Annotated in this window: 25 protein-coding genes; 14 read left to right on the top strand and 11 right to left on the bottom strand. The window is 36.5% G+C overall.

Going from position 1 to position 20,386, the window contains the following annotated elements:
- The 4 genes from ACIQ32_RS04250 to ACIQ32_RS04235 all read left to right on the top strand — a co-directional run.
- On the top strand, positions 1–414 hold a 414-nt coding region (locus ACIQ32_RS04250), incomplete at its 5' end, for a hypothetical protein (RefSeq protein ID WP_396194450.1).
- 70 nt (positions 415–484) lie between these two features.
- Positions 485–1,012, top strand: coding sequence for a superoxide dismutase family protein (locus ACIQ32_RS04245; protein WP_396194449.1), 528 nt, complete (start codon positions 485–487; stop codon positions 1,010–1,012).
- A gap of 6 nt (positions 1,013–1,018) precedes the next feature.
- Positions 1,019–1,594, top strand: coding sequence for a YdeI family protein (locus tag ACIQ32_RS04240; RefSeq protein ID WP_396194448.1), 576 nt, complete (start codon positions 1,019–1,021; stop codon positions 1,592–1,594).
- Between the two features lie 70 nt (positions 1,595–1,664).
- Positions 1,665–2,861, top strand: coding sequence for an LETM1-related biofilm-associated protein (locus tag ACIQ32_RS04235; RefSeq protein ID WP_396194447.1), 1,197 nt, complete (start codon positions 1,665–1,667; stop codon positions 2,859–2,861).
- Here ACIQ32_RS04235 and ACIQ32_RS04230 read toward each other — a convergent pair.
- Positions 2,858–3,781 carry a LysR family transcriptional regulator gene (locus tag ACIQ32_RS04230; RefSeq protein ID WP_396194446.1) on the bottom strand — a complete coding sequence of 308 codons (924 nt, stop codon included), beginning with the start codon at positions 3,779–3,781 and terminating at the stop codon, positions 2,858–2,860. The genes ACIQ32_RS04235 and ACIQ32_RS04230 overlap by 4 nt on opposite strands.
- A gap of 94 nt (positions 3,782–3,875) precedes the next feature.
- On the opposite strand from ACIQ32_RS04230, the gene ACIQ32_RS04225 reads away from it, so the two are divergent.
- From ACIQ32_RS04225 to ACIQ32_RS04205, 5 genes are all read left to right on the top strand, one after another.
- On the top strand, positions 3,876–5,312 hold the full coding sequence (locus ACIQ32_RS04225) for an NADP-dependent isocitrate dehydrogenase (RefSeq protein ID WP_396194445.1): 1,437 nt from the start codon (positions 3,876–3,878) through the stop codon (positions 5,310–5,312).
- 185 nt (positions 5,313–5,497) lie between these two features.
- Positions 5,498–5,779: a hypothetical protein gene (locus tag ACIQ32_RS04220; RefSeq protein WP_396194444.1), complete on the top strand. Its 282-nt coding sequence runs from the start codon at positions 5,498–5,500 to the stop codon at positions 5,777–5,779.
- Positions 5,779–6,615 (top strand): DUF6671 family protein, encoded by an 837-nt coding sequence (locus ACIQ32_RS04215; RefSeq protein WP_396194443.1) that lies wholly within the window; start codon positions 5,779–5,781, stop codon positions 6,613–6,615. Before ACIQ32_RS04220 ends, ACIQ32_RS04215 begins: the two co-directional genes overlap by 1 nt.
- A 3-nt stretch (positions 6,616–6,618) precedes the next feature.
- Entirely contained in the window at positions 6,619–7,575 is a 957-nt protein-coding gene (locus ACIQ32_RS04210; RefSeq protein WP_396194442.1) for an L-threonylcarbamoyladenylate synthase, read from the top strand.
- A 6-nt stretch (positions 7,576–7,581) separates the two neighbouring features.
- Positions 7,582–8,544 (top strand): sodium-dependent bicarbonate transport family permease, encoded by a 963-nt coding sequence (locus tag ACIQ32_RS04205; protein ID WP_396194441.1) that lies wholly within the window; start codon positions 7,582–7,584, stop codon positions 8,542–8,544.
- A gap of 7 nt (positions 8,545–8,551) precedes the next feature.
- On the opposite strand, the gene can is transcribed toward ACIQ32_RS04205, so the two are convergent.
- Genes can through ACIQ32_RS04190 form a run of 3 tightly spaced genes read right to left on the bottom strand, consistent with a single transcriptional unit; the run spans position 8,552 to position 11,206 of the window.
- A complete protein-coding gene (gene can, locus ACIQ32_RS04200) occupies positions 8,552–9,196 on the bottom strand; it encodes a carbonate dehydratase (RefSeq protein ID WP_396194440.1) in 645 nt (214 codons plus the stop codon).
- 26 nt (positions 9,197–9,222) lie between these two features.
- The gene (locus ACIQ32_RS04195; protein ID WP_396194439.1) at positions 9,223–10,863 is read right to left on the bottom strand and encodes a SulP family inorganic anion transporter; all 1,641 of its coding nucleotides are present in this window, start codon (positions 10,861–10,863) and stop codon (positions 9,223–9,225) included.
- A gap of 58 nt (positions 10,864–10,921) precedes the next feature.
- Positions 10,922–11,206 carry a hypothetical protein gene (locus ACIQ32_RS04190; protein WP_396194438.1) on the bottom strand — a complete coding sequence of 95 codons (285 nt, stop codon included), beginning with the start codon at positions 11,204–11,206 and terminating at the stop codon, positions 10,922–10,924.
- Between the two features lie 200 nt (positions 11,207–11,406).
- Between ACIQ32_RS04190 and ACIQ32_RS04185 the strand changes: the two genes are divergently transcribed.
- On the top strand, positions 11,407–12,348 hold the full coding sequence (locus ACIQ32_RS04185) for a LysR substrate-binding domain-containing protein (protein WP_396194437.1): 942 nt from the start codon (positions 11,407–11,409) through the stop codon (positions 12,346–12,348).
- Positions 12,349–12,396: 48 nt separating this feature from the next.
- Here the strand turns inward: ACIQ32_RS04185 and ACIQ32_RS04180 are convergent, their stop codons facing one another.
- From ACIQ32_RS04180 to ACIQ32_RS04160, 5 genes are all read right to left on the bottom strand, one after another.
- Positions 12,397–12,591 carry a hypothetical protein gene (locus tag ACIQ32_RS04180; RefSeq protein ID WP_396194436.1) on the bottom strand — a complete coding sequence of 65 codons (195 nt, stop codon included), beginning with the start codon at positions 12,589–12,591 and terminating at the stop codon, positions 12,397–12,399.
- 209 nt (positions 12,592–12,800) lie between these two features.
- Positions 12,801–12,998 carry a hypothetical protein gene (locus ACIQ32_RS04175; protein WP_396194435.1) on the bottom strand — a complete coding sequence of 66 codons (198 nt, stop codon included), beginning with the start codon at positions 12,996–12,998 and terminating at the stop codon, positions 12,801–12,803.
- Between the two features lie 123 nt (positions 12,999–13,121).
- A complete protein-coding gene (gene mnmD, locus ACIQ32_RS04170) occupies positions 13,122–13,784 on the bottom strand; it encodes a tRNA (5-methylaminomethyl-2-thiouridine)(34)-methyltransferase MnmD (protein WP_396194434.1) in 663 nt (220 codons plus the stop codon).
- 2 nt (positions 13,785–13,786) lie between these two features.
- The gene (locus ACIQ32_RS04165; RefSeq protein WP_396194433.1) at positions 13,787–14,245 is read right to left on the bottom strand and encodes a hypothetical protein; all 459 of its coding nucleotides are present in this window, start codon (positions 14,243–14,245) and stop codon (positions 13,787–13,789) included.
- 6 nt (positions 14,246–14,251) lie between these two features.
- On the bottom strand, positions 14,252–14,758 hold the full coding sequence (locus ACIQ32_RS04160) for a DUF4920 domain-containing protein (RefSeq protein ID WP_396194432.1): 507 nt from the start codon (positions 14,756–14,758) through the stop codon (positions 14,252–14,254).
- A 280-nt stretch (positions 14,759–15,038) separates the two neighbouring features.
- On the opposite strand from ACIQ32_RS04160, the gene ACIQ32_RS04155 reads away from it, so the two are divergent.
- Both ACIQ32_RS04155 and ACIQ32_RS04150 read left to right on the top strand, forming a co-directional pair.
- Positions 15,039–16,106: a branched-chain amino acid aminotransferase gene (locus ACIQ32_RS04155; RefSeq protein ID WP_396194430.1), complete on the top strand. Its 1,068-nt coding sequence runs from the start codon at positions 15,039–15,041 to the stop codon at positions 16,104–16,106.
- Positions 16,107–16,290: 184 nt separating this feature from the next.
- Positions 16,291–16,869: a hypothetical protein gene (locus tag ACIQ32_RS04150; RefSeq protein ID WP_396194429.1), complete on the top strand. Its 579-nt coding sequence runs from the start codon at positions 16,291–16,293 to the stop codon at positions 16,867–16,869.
- A 1-nt stretch (position 16,870) separates the two neighbouring features.
- Here ACIQ32_RS04150 and ACIQ32_RS04145 read toward each other — a convergent pair whose 3' ends face one another.
- Complete coding sequence (locus tag ACIQ32_RS04145; protein ID WP_396194428.1) at positions 16,871–17,254, bottom strand: hypothetical protein; 384 nt, start codon at positions 17,252–17,254, stop codon at positions 16,871–16,873.
- A gap of 77 nt (positions 17,255–17,331) precedes the next feature.
- Here ACIQ32_RS04145 and ACIQ32_RS04140 point away from each other — a divergent pair, with 77 nt between their 5' ends.
- Positions 17,332–17,520: a hypothetical protein gene (locus ACIQ32_RS04140; protein ID WP_396194427.1), complete on the top strand. Its 189-nt coding sequence runs from the start codon at positions 17,332–17,334 to the stop codon at positions 17,518–17,520.
- Here ACIQ32_RS04140 and ACIQ32_RS04135 read toward each other — a convergent pair whose 3' ends face one another.
- Complete coding sequence (locus ACIQ32_RS04135; RefSeq protein WP_396194426.1) at positions 17,521–19,128, bottom strand: class I SAM-dependent methyltransferase; 1,608 nt, start codon at positions 19,126–19,128, stop codon at positions 17,521–17,523.
- Positions 19,129–19,223: 95 nt separating this feature from the next.
- On the opposite strand from ACIQ32_RS04135, the gene ACIQ32_RS04130 reads away from it, so the two are divergent.
- Complete coding sequence (locus ACIQ32_RS04130) at positions 19,224–20,330, top strand: transcriptional regulator (protein WP_396194425.1); 1,107 nt, start codon at positions 19,224–19,226, stop codon at positions 20,328–20,330.
- The last annotated feature ends 56 nt before the right edge of the window (positions 20,331–20,386 follow it).

Raw genomic sequence — 20,386 nt, 5'->3', positions numbered from 1 at the left:
GAAACCATCGCCATCGACAGCGAATTTGAAGTCATAGAACATGCCGAAAATGAAGTCGACACCGTAAGTTTTTACGACGTAGAGCAAAGTTTATTATCAATCTTAAAAAAATGGAATGGCTTAGGAGAACCGGTGGCTATTGGCGACAAATGGAAAGGCGGCAATATGAAACTAACTCCGGGACAAGCAGGATTGGCGGCTAAGGATGTGCCTATCGATGTGTTTTTTCACAAAATTGTAATGTTGCGCGATCGACTTCGTGTGATGGAACAAAAAATCAATGCCAGCAATTTAGAAGAAATTGAAAAAGTAGAATTGCAACAATACATTACCCGAATTTACGGAAGCTTGACCACTTTTAATGTCTTGTTTAAATCGCAAACCGATTATTTTGTTGGCGAAAAATCCAAATAAACTTTAACCTAATTTTTGAGAGATTTGCTTGGTAATTGCGTACTTTTATCAATCTTAAAAGATTTTAGTCATGAAAAAAATAGTCATAGGGATTGTAGCCATCGGATTGTTACTATTGGCTTGCAAAAGCTCATCATCAAAAGAAAAAAGCAAAGCGGTCAGCATTACTTTCCAATCCAAAAGCGGCAGCAATGTTAATGGAACTGCCTCATTTATAGAAAAAGACGGCGAAGTTACCTTTACTGCAAACTTCACCGGATTAAAACCCGGAGAACACGCTATTCACATTCATGAAAAATCGGATTGCTCCGCTGCCGACGCTACTTCAACCGGTGGCCATTGGAATCCAACCTTTAAAAAGCACGGTCGATGGACTGACTACGAACACCATAAAGGCGATATGGATAATTTTTATGCCAATGCCGATGGCAATGCTACTGTATTGTTTAAAACCAGCGAATGGTGTGTAGGCTGTGGCGATGAAACCAAAGATATCTTGGGTAAAGCGGTAATTGTTCACGAAAAAGCCGATGATTATGTAACCCAACCTACCGGTAATGCCGGTGCCAGATTGGCTTGTTCGGCCATCATAAAATAATGGTTTTTGGAAGAAAAAGAACATTTATACTTTAAGAATGCGCAAGAATGGCGCAAGTGGTTGCACCATAACCATCAATCGTCAACCGGTGTTTATCTTATTTTTTACAAAGTAAGCAGCGAAACTCAAAGCATGCGATGGGAAGAAGCCGTTCAAGTTGCCATTTGTTACGGATGGATAGATTCTACAGTAAAGAAATTAGACGATGACCGTCGCCGACAAATGTTTACTCCCAGAAAAGAGAAAAGTGTTTGGAGCAAACTCAACAAAACTTATATTGAAAAACTCATTGCCGAGAATTTAATGCATGAAAGCGGTTTGCGAAAAATTGAGATTGCCAAACAAAACGGTTCTTGGGAATCATTAGATGATGTGGAAAACGGCATAATACCTGAAGACTTAGCCTTGGCTTTTGAACAAAATAAAACAGCTTTGGATAACTACAATAAATTTAGTCCTTCCTATCGAAAAAGCTATCTCTATTGGTTGAATCAAGCCAAAAGAGTCGAAACCCGCAAAGCCCGTATCGCAGAAATTGTTTCCCTTTGTGAGCAAAATATCAAGTCGAGAGGCACATTCTAAATTTGGTAACAAATTCATTACTTTTCACAAACAAAAATGATTTAGTTTTGTGCCGATAATTATCCGATAAATGATTAACCCATCAGTTCACGGTTGGATTGACAAGTTTTTTGCTGAGCAAAGTTTGTCACCACATTCGTTTCCACAAAACGAATCGGATTTCTACACCCGAACCAGAGCTACCGGATTTATATTTGGTCATGTGGTAAGCATTGACGCTTCCATTGCCATAGCAACTGAAAACCGACTTCCGCAAGAGCTGTCCAAAATTGGCATGCTCAATACGCTTTACCAAATGTATCGTTTGACCAAGCAAAATAATGAGTCTGCCAACTTTATCAATGAAGCTGTAGCTTTTTACAACACCATGATTCCAAAAGGATTTAATCCTTTAAAGAAAGTATTAGAATCGAGTTCGCCTTCTAGTAAATTAGAAAAAATCATTCACGACAGGGTGCAAACCAATGAGGACATGTTCAGTAAAAACTTTTCTCATGTGATTACTAATGCTTTACTGTTTATAGACGTTTTAGCCTTCAAACAATACTTAGAAAAAGGCAGCGTTCCGGAAAAATACTCTACCATTATTGAAGATATTGTGATTAGTGTAGTGTCGCTTTCGCTAAAATCAAAAACCGGTATTTCTCAGCACGATGACTTACTGGCCAAGCTTTTTGAATCTTCAGTTCGCTACAATAAATTCGGCAGAAACGCTATTACTTCTATTGAAAATTTAGATTTAAGTTACCTTTCCAATAGCCTTGAAAAACATTATATTATCGATTTGGCAGGTATAAGTTTATGGAGCGATGAAAAGGTAGAAAATGAAGAGCGGTACTTTTTGTTTAAGTTAGGTGAGTTTTTAAAAATAAACGATACTGAAATTTTAAACAGCATTAACTTTATCAATGATTTTATTGTAAAATACAAAAGTGAAATTCCGTATTTCAATTTTTCCAATCCGGTAAAACATTTTTACGATCAAACTACAGATAGTGTAGCCATTTTGATTAACCGAAATAAGTCGAGGTTGCTCAAAGAAATCTCAGAAAGCAAAGAGTTAATGCAACTTTTGGCCAAATCCACACACAAAGATTTAGACAAAGAGGAAAAGAAGAAAATGAAAAAACAACTGCTCGACATCTGTAAAAGTATCCCGTCATTGACCATTTTTTTGTTGCCGGGCGGCGGTTTGCTGTTGCCTATTTTGATCAAGTTCATTCCGCAAATGTTGCCGTCTTCTTTTAACGAAAATATAGAAGATTAATAACCCTCAATCCAAGAGAACGATTCCGATTTTATTTTGTCTTTGTTATCTTTAATGTATTGCAAATAAGCTACAGCTACCGGACTCATCGCTTTTCCTTTTAGCCAAACCAATCGCCAATTGGAAGTCAAAGGCAAACCTTCTGCCGGTAAAATCACTACATCTTCCTTTTCCAATTCATTTTTCAAACCTATCAAAGGCATTACGGAATAGCCTAAACCGGCAATTACCGCTTGTTTTACAGCTTCATTGGAGGTTAATTGCAATCGCATTTTCGGACTGACACCATACTTTTTCAAGTAACCTTCCATTGATGTTTTGGTAGCCGAACCGTCTTCTCTAAAAATTAACGGAAACTCAGAAAGAAAATCAGTGCCAACTGCCGAAGCTTGGCTTTTAGCATTTTTATGTCCTACTAAAAACAGCTTGTTTTCCATTAAAACTTCAGATTCTAAGGCCACATCATTCGGCAAAATGGACACCAAAGCAAAATCGACTTCATTATTTTTGATACTTTTAATCACTTTGGTTTTATTGTTTACATCCATTTCCAATTCAATGCCGCTATTTCTATTCATAAATTCGGCTAAAAAATAAGGTATAACATACTTTCCCGTTGAAACGACAGCCAACTTTAGCTTACCGGATAAAATGCCTTTATAGGCTAAGGTTTTGTAATTAACAGCGTTTACTTCGTCTATAATTTTTTGTGCGGCCAAAGCAATCTCACTCCCGAAATCTGTTACATACAGCTGTCGTCCAATCACCTCAGTTAGCGGAATTTCAAATTGGTCTTGGAAATTTTTCAATTGAATAGAAACCGCAGGTTGGGTTAAAAAAAGCTCTTCCGCGGCTTTTGTAATACTCTTGGTTTGTGTAATCTTTAAAAAGATTTGAAGTTGGTGTAACGTAAAATTCATAAAAATAGTTTATACATTTCATTACAAATATAAATAAAAATATATGAAATATAATTTTCAATTTTGCCTCGTCAAACAATTAAAAATATATAAAATGACAAGAATCACTGTAGCAAAAGGCGACGGAATTGGTCCGGAAATTATGGATGCCACACTCGAAATCATCAAAGCGGCCGGTGCCCAACTTACAATTGATGAAATTGAAGTAGGTGAAAAAGTGTATTTGTCCGGCAATACTTCAGGAATTGCTGCAGAATCTTGGGACATTATACGCAAAAACAAAGTGTTTTTAAAAGCGCCCATCACTACACCTCAAGGTGGTGGTTACAAAAGTTTAAATGTCACTACTCGTAAATTTTTGGGATTGTATTCTAACGTTAGACCATGCATGAGTTTGCATCCGTTTGTAGAGACAAAACACCCAAAGATGGACATAGTAATCATTCGTGAAAATGAGGAAGATTTGTATGCCGGAATTGAGCACCAACAAACAGATGAAGTGGTTCAATGTTTGAAATTAATCAGCCGTCCGGGTTGCGAAAAAATTATCCGCTATGCCTTTGAATATGCCAAAGTTTACGGAAGAAAAAAAGTTACCTGCTTCACCAAGGATAACATTATGAAGCAAACTGACGGTTTATTCCATCAAGTATTTGATGAAATCGCTGCTGAATATCCTGAAATTGAAAACGAACACTGGATAATAGATATCGGTGCCGCAAAGATGGCAGATACTCCGGAAGTTTTTGATGTCATTGTAACCCTCAACTTATACGGTGATGTATTGTCTGATGTAGCTGCACAAATTGCCGGTTCGGTAGGATTAGCCGGTTCTGCAAACATCGGGGAAGAATGTGCTATGTTTGAAGCCATTCATGGTTCTGCACCGAGAAGAGCCGGACAAAATGTTGCCAATCCTTCCGGTTTATTGGAAGGTGCTGTAATGATGCTAAATCATATCGGACAAACCGAAGTGGCTGAAAAAGTCCAAAACGCTTGGTTAAAAACTATTGAAGATGGTATTCATACTTACGACATATACAAAGAAGGTGTTAGCAAAGAGAAAGTCGGTACCAAAGAATTCTCTCAAGCGGTTATAGCCAACCTTGGGCAAAAACCTAAACTACTCCTCGAAGTTTCTTATGCTAAAGATGCGGTGTTAAACCTTCCGAAATACGAAAAAAAACCAGCTAAAAACAAAACATTAGTCGGCGTTGATTTATTTGTGCACTGGAATGGAACCAATCCTAACGAGTTGGCTGCCAAACTACAAAGCATCAATACCGATAATAAACAGTTGACCATGATAACCAATCGCGGGATTAAAGTTTGGCCTGACGGTTTTGAAGAAACCTATTGCACTGACCATTGGCGTTGTCGTTTCAAACCCACAAATGAAAAATGGTCAGACCAAAACCAAATCATTAATTTATTATCCAGAGCATTGGATGCCAAAATTGATGTAATTAAAACCGAAAACCTCTACGAATTTGACGGTAAACCGGGCTATTCTTTAGGACAAGGGCAATAAAAAAGTATGAAAACAAATGTAAACCCCAAAATAATATTCAAAGCCAAGCTGCTATTTTGCTTAATGGTATTGTCAAGCGGACTTTATCTAAGCTTAACCAACAATTCATTAATTAACAATGCTATTTTGGGCTTGGGCATTTTAGTAACAAATTTCAGTATCAACAAACCTTTAAATCAGTAAAAATGTCGAATAATAAAGAATATAAACTAATTGACGGTACATTTTCCGCTGAAGATGCCGACCAAATTTTAACCGCATTACTCAATTATAAAATAGATTACCATAATAGAGAAGATTTCAGCAAACATATCCGATTTAACAGGGATATTGAGCATTCCAAAAAACGTATCCAAGAGCTTACAGAAACTAAAAAGGCTGTCAAAGATTTGATAGCTAACATGGAATCGAACAAATTTAATTTGGTTATTAATAGTACGATTACAATAAGACTTGAAGAAGCCTAATGTTTGATGGAAGAAATCTTCTCATTGCTACCAAGCATCGGAAAGAAACAGTGATAGCTCCATTGTTTAGTGACGCATTTGGAGTTCACTGTTTCACTTCTGATGAATTTGACACCGATAGTTTGGGTACATTTTCGGGAGAAATTGCCAGGAAAAAGAATATTATTGAAACACTACGCGATAAATGTGATCTCGCTTCAAAAACTGTCGGTGCCGACTTGGTTGTGGCTAGCGAAGGTTCTTTCGGAGCGCATCCTACCCTTTTTTTTGCTCATGCCGATGACGAATGGATAATACTAAAAGATTACCGAAATAATTTAGAGATTACAGCCCGGGAAATGAGTGTTGAAACTAATTTTAACGGGGAAGCTATTGCCAATAAACCTATGTTAAAAGCGTTTGCGGACAAAGTACAATTTCCAACCCATGGAATTATACTCAAACCTGCAGAAGCAAATTACAATAAAGTTATCAAAGACATCGAAAATTGGGTGGAATTGGATCAACAGTTTGATAAACTGATAAACGAATTCGGAACCGCTTATGCAGAAACAGATATGAGAGCGATGCGCAATCCTACTCGTATGAAAGTCATTGCCAAGGTGACAGAAAAACTAATTGCTAAAATAAAAAACACTTGTCCGTCCTGTGATTATCCTGGATTTGATGTCACTGAAATTAAACCGGGATTACCTTGCAGCAACTGCTTACTTCCTACCCGATCTACACTAAGTCATATTTATCAATGTAAAAACTGTAATCATACAGCGGAAAAAAGGCATCCGAGAATCTTGCTGTTTGAAGATCCAATGTATTGTGATCATTGCAACCCTTAAATCATGAATAACATTTCAACCGATATATTAAAGGCTAAAGCCCTACTTGAAAACGATAATCTGGTGGCTATACCTACTGAAACCGTTTATGGTTTAGCCGGAAATGCTTTCAGTGAAACCGCCATCAGAAAAATATTTGAAACTAAAAATCGTCCTTTTTTTAATCCTTTGATTGTACATATACATTCCAAAGAATTACTAAACGAGATAACCGATAACCTACCACAAAAGGCTTATCAATTGGCGGATGCCTTTTGGCCGGGATCACTGACATTGGTGGTAAAGAAAAAAGACAATATCCCATCTTTAGTCACCGCCGGAAAAGACACAGTAGCCGTTAGAGTTCCAAATCACCCGTTAACGTTGTCTTTGTTGCGTTTGCTCGATTTTCCTTTGGTAGCGCCGAGTGCCAACCCATTTGGTTCCATAAGTCCAACAGCTGCTGAGCATGTAGCCCGATATTTCAATGATAGTTTGTCGTTAATTTTAGATGGTGGCCATTGTGAGAGTGGAATAGAATCAACTATCATCGGTTTTGAAGAAGATGAAGCTGTAATTTACCGCTTGGGTGCTATTTCAATTGAAGATATTGAAGCGGTAATAGGCAAAGTCAGTATAAAGAATTCAAAAGAATCAGCGCCTGAAGCACCGGGTATGTTACTGAAACATTATGCGCCAAATACTAAAACTATAATGGTCGATGATATTGAACAATATATTCAAGAAAGCGATTCCAAAAAAATTGGCACCCTAACTTTTTATAAAAAAACAGTCAGCCACAAAGTGTTGCACCAAGAAGTTTTGTCGGAGCAAAAAAACTATAAGGAAGCGGCGGCTAATTTATACCAAGCCATGCACCGACTTGATAATATGGGTTTAGACATAATTGTGACCGAACGTTTTCCGGAAGAGAACTTAGGAAAATCTATTAACGACCGCTTGAATCGAGCCACCAAATAACTACTTATGAATTTAGATTTACTATTTGACAATTTAACCAACCCGGCTTTGTTATTCTTTATTCTTGGGATTATTGCCGCTCGTTTGAAAAGCGATTTAGAAATTCCGCCCAATACCTCAAAATTTATCTCGCTCTACCTACTCTTTTCAATCGGATTCAAAGGCGGACAAGAATTGGCTCATAGTCATTTTGATATGGAAATCATTTGGTCGGCCTTATTTGGCGTTTTTATTGCCACCATCATACCAATATATTGTTTCTTTATACTCAAACAAAAATTCAGTATCGAAAACTCCGGAGCCATTGCAGCAGCTTATGGTTCGGTTAGTGCGGTAACGTTTGTAACAGCGATTTCCTTTTTAGAAATTCAAAAGTACCACTACAGCGGACACATGGTAGCCATTATGGCTTTGATGGAAGCACCGGCAATTATTGTAGGCGTAATTTTGATGAGAATGTACGATAAAAAAACAGCTGTTAAAGCTAAGTTGAGTCCGGTTATCCGTCACTCATTAACCAACGGAAGCGTTCTCCTGATTTTAGGAAGTTTACTCATTGGTTACCTCGCGAGCGATCAACAAGCTATGGGTATCAAACCTTTTACCACTGATATCTTTAAGGGCTTTTTAGCCATCTTTTTATTGGATATGGGGATTGTAAGTGGCAAAAAATTAGACGTATTCTTCAGAAGCGGATGGTCACCCATAATTTTTGCCGTTGTGATACCTTTGTTAAACGGCGTAATGGCTTCCATCGCCAGTCAGTGGATAACCCATGAAATCGGTAACCGTTTTATCTTAGCAATTTTAGCAGCCAGTGCTTCATACATAGCTGTTCCTGCCGCAATGAAAATTGTTGCGCCCAAAGCCAATCCGGGTTTGTTTCTCCCTATGGCTTTAGCCGTAACCTTTCCATTTAACATTACCTTTGGAATGCCGATTTACTTGAGCATAATTCTCAATACTTGATAAGCAATTAAATCGGGAAAGTTAATCGATATACTTCGTCTAATTCATCGTTAGAACTCATATTAACACCCAAATCAGTTACGTAGCCGGAATTTAAACCGTAGGTCCAACCGTGAAGTGTTAAATCTTGACCATTTCTCCAAGCGCCTTGCACTATAGAAGTTTTGGCTAAATCAAAAACTTGCTCTTGGACATTGATTTCAACAAACTTATTGAAGCGTTCATCTTCATCGGCAAAGGAGTTCAAGTAGTCTTCGTGCAAACGGTAAACGTCTTTAATATGACGAATCCAATTGTCAATTAAACCGATGGATTGATTACCCATAGCAGCTTTTACGCCACCACAACCATAGTGACCACAAACTATAACATGTTTAACTTTCAATACGTTAACCGCATAATCCAAAACACTTAACATGTTCATGTCGCTGTGAATAACCATATTGGCTATATTTCTGTGTACAAAAACTTCACCGGGTTTAGCACCGATAATTTCATTGGCCGGTACACGACTGTCGGAACATCCAATCCAAAGCAAAGGTGGTTGTTGTCCTTTTGCCAAGTCTTTGAAATACTCTTTATCGATTGACAATTGGGATTCAACCCATTTTTTATTATTGTCTAAAATCTTTTTATAAAAATCGCTGCTCATTTTTTATGTTGGTTAGTTAATAGTATCTATTGTTTAAAAACAGGCTCCATTTTACGCTTCATAACGTTATAGCGATGTTCAATGGTTACTGTATTTTTATTACCTTCTGAATTTTCAAGTTTATAGGCTTTTTTAAAGCCAACTAAGGTAACATTAATATTCAATTCTTTGGCCTTGATTTTTTTAAATTCTTTGATCAAATCCAAAATATCATGAGCTATATATACCGTATCAGTGGCGTTAATAACCACTATAGCATTCTTTGGAATTTCATTTAAAGTTGATTTGATAGCTGATTTATTCAAAAAAGAAACCTCCTGTGCCAAATCTATGTGGATAACATCTCCTTCAGTATATTCGTCTTTTCTGAAACGATAAGCTCTTTTTGAATTACCAATCAGCACGAAGAGTATATTAACGATCATTCCTAAAGCAACTCCTTTGAGCAAATCGGTTAATACTACGGCTACGAAGGTTAAGATGAAAGGAATGAATTGGTAAATTTTATCTTTTTTCCAAAAATGTTTCAATGTCTTTGGATTGGCTAATTTATAACCCACTAATAACAACACAGCTGCTAAAGTGGCTAATGGGATTTTATTCAATATGGCAGGAATAGCTAAGACACTAATCAATAACAAAAGACCGTGTATGATTGCCGACATTTTTGATTTGGCTCCGGCTGCACTATTGGCAGAAGTTCTAACCACAACCGAAGTCATGGGCAATCCACCCAATAATGAACTTACAAGATTTCCAATGCCCTGAGCTTTCAACTCAACATTGGTATTGGTATATCTTTTTTGAGTATCCATTCTGTCTGCCGCTTCAATACACAACAAAGTTTCTATGGATGCTACAACGGCTATAGTGGCACCAACTATCCATACTTTAACATTGGTGATGGCTGCAAAATCAGGCAAAACAAAAATATTTTGGAGTTCTTCAATAGAGGTCGGCACCGGTAATTTTACCAAATGATCTCCGTTGATGGCCAAAATACTACCGGTTTGAATAAAGAATTCATTCAGTATGACACCAAAAATAACCGCAACCAAAGCAGCCGGCACTAATTTAATTTTTTTCAAAAAATCAATTTGGTTCCAACCTATCAAGATAGTTAAGGAAAGTACTGTAATGATCAAAGATCCGAGTTGAATGTGGTCTACCAATGAGAGTAATTCTGTAAAAGTATTTTGGCCATCAGATTGTACAAACGATTCGTCTCCTTCAAAATCATTATCATAACCAAAAGCATGAGGAATTTGTTTCAAAAAAATGATAACACCTATACCAGCTAACATGCCTTCTATAACATTGTTTGGGAAAAAATTTGAAATAGATCCAGCCTTTAAAAAGCCGAGAAGTAGTTGAATCAAGCCTGCAATAAATACAGCGGTTAAAAAAATATTAAAAGCACCTAAATCTGTTATAGCAGTCAAAACGATTGCTGTTAAACCGGCAGCCGGACCGGAAACACTTAAGTGAGAAGTACTCAAATAACCGACTATGATACCGCCAACAACTCCCGAAATAATCCCTGAAAATAGCGGTGCGCCCGACGCCAAGGCAATACCCAAACACAGTGGTAAAGCCACCAAAAAAACCACTAATCCCGATGCGAAATCGGATTTGAGGTTTGCAAAAAGATTCATTTTTTTTGTCATACCAATTATTAATTTAATACATAAAATCTTCGCTAACGCGAAACCGGAAACCAATGCATCAAACTAAATTGGGTGGTGGTGAGAAAATTTCTTCAGAAACATTACCATGTTTAGATAAATTTTCAGAAATAATGATAGCGTTCCTGTGGAGCTCATTCGCTGTAAAAGGATAATCAAAACATTGTTTCATAGTCTTGACTTCCTTGATGTCTTTGTGAATTTCTTCTTCTGCAAAACTATAAAACAACGAAATATCTGCACTCTTTTTAATCAAAGTAACCACTGTGGGTGTTGATAGAAAAGAAACAAATAAAATCAATATTACAGTTGCAATGTATTTCATCGGGCTAAAGTAACAATACGAATAGTCGGAACACTAATTTTAATTAAAATTTAACACGTATTTTCTAAAAAAACTTGCATTAAATCCTTAGCTGATTGTTGAATCATTTTTCAAATTTACAGTAAAATTTATAAATATAATCCCTTGAACACTATAAAATAAATTGATAGTTTTTATCTTTACGTTAAATTATACTATAAATGACAATCACACAATTGAAATACGTTTTAGCAGTTGCTGAGCACAAAAATTTTACCCTTGCAGCAGAAAAATGCTTTGTAACACAACCCACTTTAAGCATGCAAATCCAAAAGATTGAGGAAGAGTTGGGAGTGCAAATTTTTGACCGAACCAAAAAACCAATACAACTCACTGAAATAGGACTGAAAATTGTAAACCAATCCAAAAACATTGTCAATGAAGCTGATAGAATTCAGGACATCGTTGACCAACAAAAAGGATTCATAGGTGGTGAATTTAGATTGGCTATTATTCCTACGGTAATGCCTACGCTATTGCCCATGTTTTTGAATAATTTTATCAAAAGATATCCAAAAGTAAAATTGATTATAGAAGAATTAAATACGGCAGAAATCATTACTAAATTAAAAAATGGTCATTTAGATGCCGCTATTGCTGTAACTCCTTTGGAAGACGAAAAGATTAAAGAAGTGGTATTGTATTTTGAGCCTTTTGTTGCCTACATTCCAGAAAGCCACCAATCTTTTTACAAAAAAGAAATAGAAATTAGTGATTTGAATGTCAATGAGATTTTATTATTGCAGGACGGACATTGTTTCAGAGACGGAATTCTGAATTTGTGCAAAAATCTCAATCAAGAGGAAAGAAATAAATTTCAAATAGAAAGCGGGAGTTTTGAGACTTTGATTAAGTTAGCCGATGAAGGATTAGGGACTACTTTGCTGCCTTATTTGCATACCTTGGATTTGCCAGAAAAAGACAAAACCAAATTAAAACATTTCTCTGAACCAAAACCGGCTCGAGAAGTCAGTTTAATATATCCGAAAAACGAATTGAAAATTCATATAATTGACGCCCTACGCAATACCATTTCCGGTGTCATCAAAGGCGCGATTACTTTTCAGAATGTTGAAATTATCAGTCCGTTACAAAAAAAATAAGGAGCCTTGCACAGAAGCTCCTTATTCCTAAACAAACTCAATTAATTACTAATTTACAACCTTTAAACATTGTTCTAATTCGGGATGCTCTTTGGTGAAGTATTGAAGCCACTTTTTTAGCTGTTCGATTTCATAAGGCAATAAGTTTTTTACCGCTTTTTTTAATTCTTTAGCAAAAAGAATAGGATCAAAACTTACTCTTTCGAGCACAGATTTGGTGTAATCGTAGATCATTCTAGGCATAATAGTTAAGATTTGGGGTTATCTTATCGTAAGAACGTTTTGTAAAAGTATAATAAATTATCTTAATGAACTACAAAAAAGCAAAAAAATAACCGTTTAAACACGTAAAATATCGACGAAATACACTTTTTTGTATTTTTAATGTATATTTTCTTACTATTGCACTAATTGACACTAAAAAAGGAACCTTTTAAGTTCCTTTAGTTTTATTAGTTTTTAATACGCAATAAGCAGTGTTGCAATTCCGGCTTTTCTTTGGTAAAATTTAATAGCCAGCGGGTTAATTCTTCCAGTTCATAGGGCAACAGGACTTTTAATGCTTTTTCAAGCTCTTTGCAAAATAATCCTGTATCAAAACTTACTTTCTTCAACACTGATTTGGTGTGGTCTAACATGCTTTTAGACATAAAAAGTATTAAGTTTTTGAGTTAATAAATAAGTAAGAACGAGTTTGTTTTTCAAAAGTAGAAAATATAAATCACCAATTATTTAAAATAAAAGTTAAAAAAAGAAAATACAATGTTAAAGTTTTAAGGGCCTTTAACCGCTCGCAACATCTCTCGTTTTCCCGGCGCACCGGGTAACTTCTCTATGGAAAAACCTACAGCTAACATAGCGTTCTTGATAGACGTTCGACAAGCATAGGTAACCAAAACTCCATTAGGTTTGAGCGCTAGGTACATTCTTGAGAAAATATCTTCACTCCACAATTCCGGCTGCACTTTAAAACCGAAAGCATCAAAATATATTAAATCGAAAGCCTCTTTATCATTGATTTCCTCAAAAAACTGCTTTCTTTTGGTTAAAGTAAAATTCTCCGTTATGTTGATTGGAATTTCCCAATCTGTTTGATGCAATTGTTCATAGACTGATACCGACCGTGGCGAAATCTCTATAGCGTAATTCATTTTCCGGGCTTCGTCCAAAGTAACCGGATAAGCTTCTACGCCAACATAACTAACATTATGCCGACTCTTTTCAGCTTCCAAACAAGTGATAAAAGCATTCAATCCGGTGCCGAATCCTATTTCTAAAACAGCAATGGGCTTCTCTTTGAATAGAGAAAACCCATTGTTTATGAATACATAGTAGGCTTCTTGAACCGCACCGTGTTTAGAATGATAACTTTCTTCCCAATCCGGCAAATAGATAGTGGTTGAACCATCCTTTGTTTGGATAATTTCGCGTTTCAAAACTACTCTTTAATGTATAATTTTTTTATCCTCGGAATTGGTCCGCCACACTTTTGCTGATGACATTGGATACAAGCATCTACTCCATTATTAAAATGTTCTTTGGCGTTTTTTGGATCTTTGTAAATCATTTCCTGAGCTTTGATAAACTTTGCCGCTTGTTCTTTAAAAAAAGCATCATTATCGGTCTCATCGGTCATTACCGCTTTGTGAATCTTCATAAAATGCTGCGGAAATTGCCCAATGGTATCTCCTTTAATAATGCGGTCTTTCAGTCTTTGATTGTCTACGTACATCTGTTCCATTAAAGCAGCCATCTCAGACATTTGGTACATCTCCAGCTTCTTTTCGGTTTTAGGCTCACATTTTTCCTCTACTGCTTTTTCTTCTTTCTTCTGACAAGAAAGTACAGATAACGCTAAAAAAAGAAGTACTAAAATTACAACTATTACTTTCTTCATTCCAACCTATTTTCTGATGTATACACCGGTGGCTAAAAAGGAATAGGTTACTTCGGGTTTGGTGATTTTGGCAATTTCTGCGGCCGACTTTCCACCGTCTTTTGCGTAATGCTTTAATTCATCAACCGAAACCACATCAACAAAAGCTTTACCGTAAACAATAGCCTGACTGTCATCGGCATTTAAAGGAACAAAAAAGCCGTAATCTTTAAATTTAACAAATGAAGTGTCATCTCCGGCCAAGTCCATTTTCATCCAACATCCTTTTTTCTTGCAAACCGATTTGATTTTAGATTCAAACTGCACCGTGATGGTATCTCCTTTTTTAAGGGTTTTGTATTTTTTCAACATTTGTTCTTTAGTCAAAAGTTTGGCCACTTTAAATTTTTCACCAAACGAAGCGTAATCTTTACTGTTAAAAGCTTTGGCCGTAGACTTGGCTTTGGATTGAGCCATAACATTAGAACCAACAAACAACAAAAGGGCAATTAGGATTAGATTTAGTTTTTTCATGTCTTGTATGTATTAGAAATACAAAAGTAAACAGATTAACAATTGTACACACTTTTGAAGTAATTAATTTACTGTTTTAATGAAAAATTAAGACAAAAGTCTGTCTGAAAAAGAGAATTCGGAAAAAAGCATTCAATATTTTTTGAGGTTGTTTATCACTAACATTTTTTTATTAGTTTTACAAAAATCTAACAACACAACAATTATCTTGATTAAAAAACACACAAGAACCTATTTATCAGTGACTTGTGAGTTTTTTGCCTTTAAAACCCAATACTAAATGATGTTAAAAGCACCTTCCGAAATCGATATAGTTAGCGCTTCTGCCTCTAAAATTAATGAAGTCGATTTTGAAAATTTAGCCTTCGGAAATACTTTCACCGACCATATGTTGATTTGTGATTACAAAGAAGGAAAATGGCAAAAACCAATAATTAAACCTTACGAACCTTTTCTTATTGATCCTTCAGCTAAAGTGTTTCACTATGGTCAGGCCATATTTGAAGGAATGAAAGCTTATAAGGATGAAAATGATGATGTTTGGCTATTTCGTCCGGAACAAAACTTAGACCGTTTCAACAAATCGGCTGTGAGAATGGCCATGCCCGAAGTACCGGAAGAAATTTTCTTAGGCGGTTTGCATACCATTTTAGACTTAGAAAGAGCTTGGGTAAAAAAAGGATTAGGCAACACTTTGTACATTCGTCCTTTTATGATTGCCATTGGTTCCGGAGTGATTGCACAGCCTTCTACCCAATATCGTTTCATGATTATTTTGTCTCCTGCCCGTTCCTATTATTCAGGCGAAGTGAAAGTAATTATTGCTGAACACTACAGTAGGGCTGCCAATGGCGGTATCGGAGCGGCTAAAGCAGCCGGTAACTATTCTGCCCAATTCTATCCGCAAAAATTAGCTCAGGAAAAAGGATTCCAACAAATCATTTGGACCGACGATGCCACGCATACCAAATTAGAGGAAGCCGGAACTATGAATGTGTTCTTCCGAATTAATGACACCCTATATACTGCCCAAACCAGTGAAAGAATTTTAGATGGAGTAACCCGAAAAAGTTTGATTGAATTGGCACAACGAGAAGGGATAAAGGTTGAAGTTCGTTCTGTTTTGGTTGACGAGTTAGTGGCAGCGGCTAAAAACGGAAGTTTAAAAGAAATCTTCGGCGCCGGAACTGCCGCTGTAGTAAATCCGATTGTTGGGTTTCAATACAAAGAACATTACTATGAATTGCCTAAATTAGAGCATTCTTTTGCCTTAGATTTAAAAGATAAGCTTACCAAAATTCAATACAAATTGGCTGAAGATACTTTTGGTTGGACAGTAAAGGTTTAATCGGTAAGTAAAATATTTATAAAAAAACTCTCTATAACTAGGGAGTTTTTTTTATTCCCGATTTTCGTGTAAGATTATATCCTGATTCTGGTTAAACAAGTTTAAAATATACTAAAAATAAGTGGGAATAAGTTAAAAATGCAAATTAAAACTCTAAATTTGGAATTCACAAATACCACAAGTGATGATTCGTTTTTACCCTAATGAAGTCTTTCGAGAAGTCGAAATAGACTATCCTTTGCAATTGCGTTATGCCATTTCAAACAGAGGAAGATTGATAAGTTTTACCCATGAATTCAGAGACGGCACAGTCTTGAAAGGCGGTGTTGCTGATGGCTACCGAACCTTGCGTTACAAAATGCGAAAAGATGGTAAATTGTCTAATAAATCGCTTTACATTTATAAGTTGGTTGCCGAGCTTTTTATCCCAAAAACATCCGAAGACCAATTGTATGTCATCCATCTAGACCACAGCAGAGACAATGATACCGTTTCCAATTTAAGATGGGTTAATTATGAGGATAGAATGGTACATTACAGAAAAAGTCCGGCTGTAATTAAATCTAAACTAAAACTCATTGAACACAACATCAAATCGGATGGTCGTAAATTAACTTCCACCGATGTAATTCGTTTGAAGAAAATTTTAAACAAACCCAACCGCAGAACCCGTATAAAAATATTAGCCAAACAATTCGGCATTAGTGAAATGCAGGTTCATCGTATTAAAACGGGGGAAAATTGGGGGCATATCAAAGTTTAATTTATTTCAAAATGTCTTCAAAATTAGGCTTGAAGTAATTCGGGCCTTTCATTACTTTCCCGTCCTCGCGATAAATGGGCTTACCGTCTTCCCCGAGTTTGCTCATGTTACTGCGTTGAATTTCGTCAAACACAGCTTCGATCTTGTGCTGTAAACCATGCTCTATGATGGTACCACACAATATGTAGAGCATATCGCCCAAAGCATCGGCTATTTCTATTAAGTCGTTGTTTTGAACCGCTTCCAGATATTCTTCGTTTTCTTCTTTCATCAAGTTAAACCGAAGGACATTTTTTTGATCGCCCAAACACGCCTTCAGTTCATGGCTAACACCTAGCCCGAAAGCGGTATGAAATTCTTTAACCGCATTGAGTTGTTTTTGCATATACTGTAAAATTTATTGAGGATGCAAAATACAACAATCGATAACATTTGAGTAAATTTGTTGAAAATTTGAAAAAAATGTTCACAACAGGTCAATTGATTTTTGCTGCTTTTTTTGTCGTTGCTTTTGTCATCGCTATGTATATTGCTTATGGTCGCGACAAATCGCTGCACCAAAAAATGTACAAAGGAAGCTATAAGGTACTGATTGGTTTCTTTCTTTTTATAGCCGTTTTGTTTGTCATAAAAGTTTACCTCAAGCGCTAACTATTTTCCTTTAAAAAGATTAACACTTACTGTTGCCAAATCAGAGTTAGGAAAACGAGTGAAAACCTTGTCATGAGAAAATAAACCGGCTTCAGCGGCTATTTTGTGCAACACTTCAATTTCAACAATGTATTGGTCGGAAAATCCATGAGTGGCATCATACGCTGTAGCGGCAGTTTTGCCTAAGTTAGCGGCGGTCAATTCGGGTGAAATGGTGTGCAACTCAATTAGCAGTAACCCAAATTTTTGAACAAAAGGTGACCACTTCAATAAATGTTCGAGCAAATTATCCTCGACTTCATTATTGGAAATGCGTTTTCCACGATGGGCAAAAGCGCCGGTTGATGTACTAACTCGATTTTGGGTTCGCTGTTTCGGACTTTCCCAAATGCGATTGTGGTCTAAAAATGTCCTCACGTTGAGCAATTCTTTCAAATCGAGATTGTACTCTTCTTTCAAGGTTGCTGCCAACAACTGTGTTCGACCTATATCGCCCCAAATTACTTTAGCCCAAATATCGGCTTTGATTAAATTGGCTCGGGTGACTTTAATCGCTGCTTCGTTATAATCCACACCAATCAAAAACAAAGGATGTTCATCGAGGAATTTTCCCCTTTTAGTTTGTCGTTCGATTACATCAAAAATATGTTCTAAAAAAGCTCCGTTTCCACAACCCATATCTAAAATTCCTTTGGGTTGATCGGCAATCGGACGATTGAACAATTCAATGATAATTTCGTCTACAATTTTGAAGTATTCGGCATGAGCACCACCACTTCCCCACACATTCATTTCGCGGTCGACATGCAACTCTGTTTCGTGTTCAGCAACATTTCTCAATAGCGAGGCATCGCCAAAAAGCAGTTCATCCATTTGTCGAAGTGTCGGAATATAAGAAACTGTTACTCCGTAAGCTGCAGCTCTTTTAGCGTAAAACAAACCGCTTTCGGTAAATTGATAATGTTCATTCTTTTTGGTAAACCAACCCAAATGCGTCATGAAATCTAATATCACTGAAAAACATTCCGGATTTTTATGAAATTCTTCCGGTCTGAAGGAAGTCTCCATAAAGTACTTGTGAAACATACCGGTCATGCCGAGCATTACAATAGTAGGTCCGATTAAATTGCCTTCAATATGATACAAAACCTGCTCCTCAATAGCCCTGATGTGCTCGTCATCTGAAAAAATGATACCATAACGCGACTCATATTTTTTAAACAATTCCCGCAACATTTCAAAAGGTTCCACCTCGAATTTTCGGGGGTGAAAATGGGCCGTAAACTGCATCAACTGATAAACATCTTCATAATACGGAACCAAAGCAAAGGCAACTTTACTGTTGTTATTTACACTAAAATATACCGTGTCATTAGCATTATCAAGCTGCTGATGTAACCAACCTTGAGAAGCCAAAACTCTCAAAGCTACATTCAAATAGCCATCATTTGCCTTGAATTGTACAACCAATTCATTTAATGACACTTTTTCTTTCAACAAAATAAAATCTAATACTCCTTTTTTATACAGTGAATATGCCACAGGAGCCGTAGTTATACCATCCAAATGACGGAACAAAATACCTCTGAGTTCACTTTTGGTTTTCATAAGCTGCTGGTTTGCTTTCTAACAAATATAGTCAAAGTTAGATTAGCAATAGTTAAATGATTTGTGTTAACTTTGTGTAATCCAAATAGCATCTCATGAGAATCTTAAAGTATTTATTCCTACTAATTGTGTTGGCTTTCGTGGGTGTAACTGTGTACATTGCTACTCAAAAAGGCGATTTTAAAGTAAAGCAAACGGCAATAATACATTCGCCAAAAAGTATAGTATTTGATTACATAAACGACTATAAAAATTGGGAGACTTTTGGTTCATGGATGACCAAAGATCACGGAATTACATTTGCTTATCCGGCCAAAACAATGGGTGCCGGCGCTCAGTTTTCATGGGATAACGGGTCGGATTCAGGTGGTATGAAAACTTACTTCGTCAAAGAAAATGACAGTATTCGCCAACAAGGCAATTATAACGGAACAACAGCCCAAGTTTATTGGAAATTAAAAGACACTGTGGGTGGCACTAAAATAACCATTGAAGCCCGAGGGAAAATGGATTTATTGACTAAAATAAGTGCTTTTTTCAGCGGAGGTTTCCAAGGAATTGTTGGTGATGCTTTTGAAAAAAGCTTGAGAAATCTCGATAAAACGCTAACCTACGAAATGAAAACTTATACCATAAAAGTCAATGGTATAGTACAGCGCAACTCCGGATTTTGTTTGAAACAAACAGTCACTTGTCGCCTTAAAAGTTTGCCGAAAAACATCAAAATCATGATGCCTAAGATGTTGCATTTTTTCAAAAAAAACAAGCTAACGCTATCGGGTAAACCTTTTATACTTTATGAAAGGTACGACAAGGCAAATGATATTGTTACTTTTTCGGTTTGTGCGCCAACACGCGAACAAATTTTTATAGCATCGGGAAGCGAAATTACTTCCGGAGAAATCATTCCGTTTACTTGTTTGAAAACGACCTTAATCGGAGACTATTCTCATTTAAAAGAAGCTTGGACCAAGGCCGAAAACTATATCCGCGACAACGGTTACAAACCCAATTTTGCCGGAAAATATACTGAAGTATACATCAAAACCATTGATGATGTAAAGCAACCTTCCCAATGGATTACCGAAATCCATATTCCGGTTTTTCCTAAAGCACCGATACAGCCGACAACCGCAACATTACCAACCACGAGTGTTCCGGCAGTACCTGAAACAACTCCTACACCAACTGTTGAACCTTAATTTTTTTTATACTCGAGATTAAACCTTTTCTTCTATCTTTATTCCAACAACCAAAT

The organism is Flavobacterium sp., from assembly GCF_044373165.1.
Taxonomy (GTDB): domain Bacteria; phylum Bacteroidota; class Bacteroidia; order Flavobacteriales; family Flavobacteriaceae; genus Flavobacterium.
This window is presented reverse-complemented; position numbering and strand designations above follow the sequence as displayed.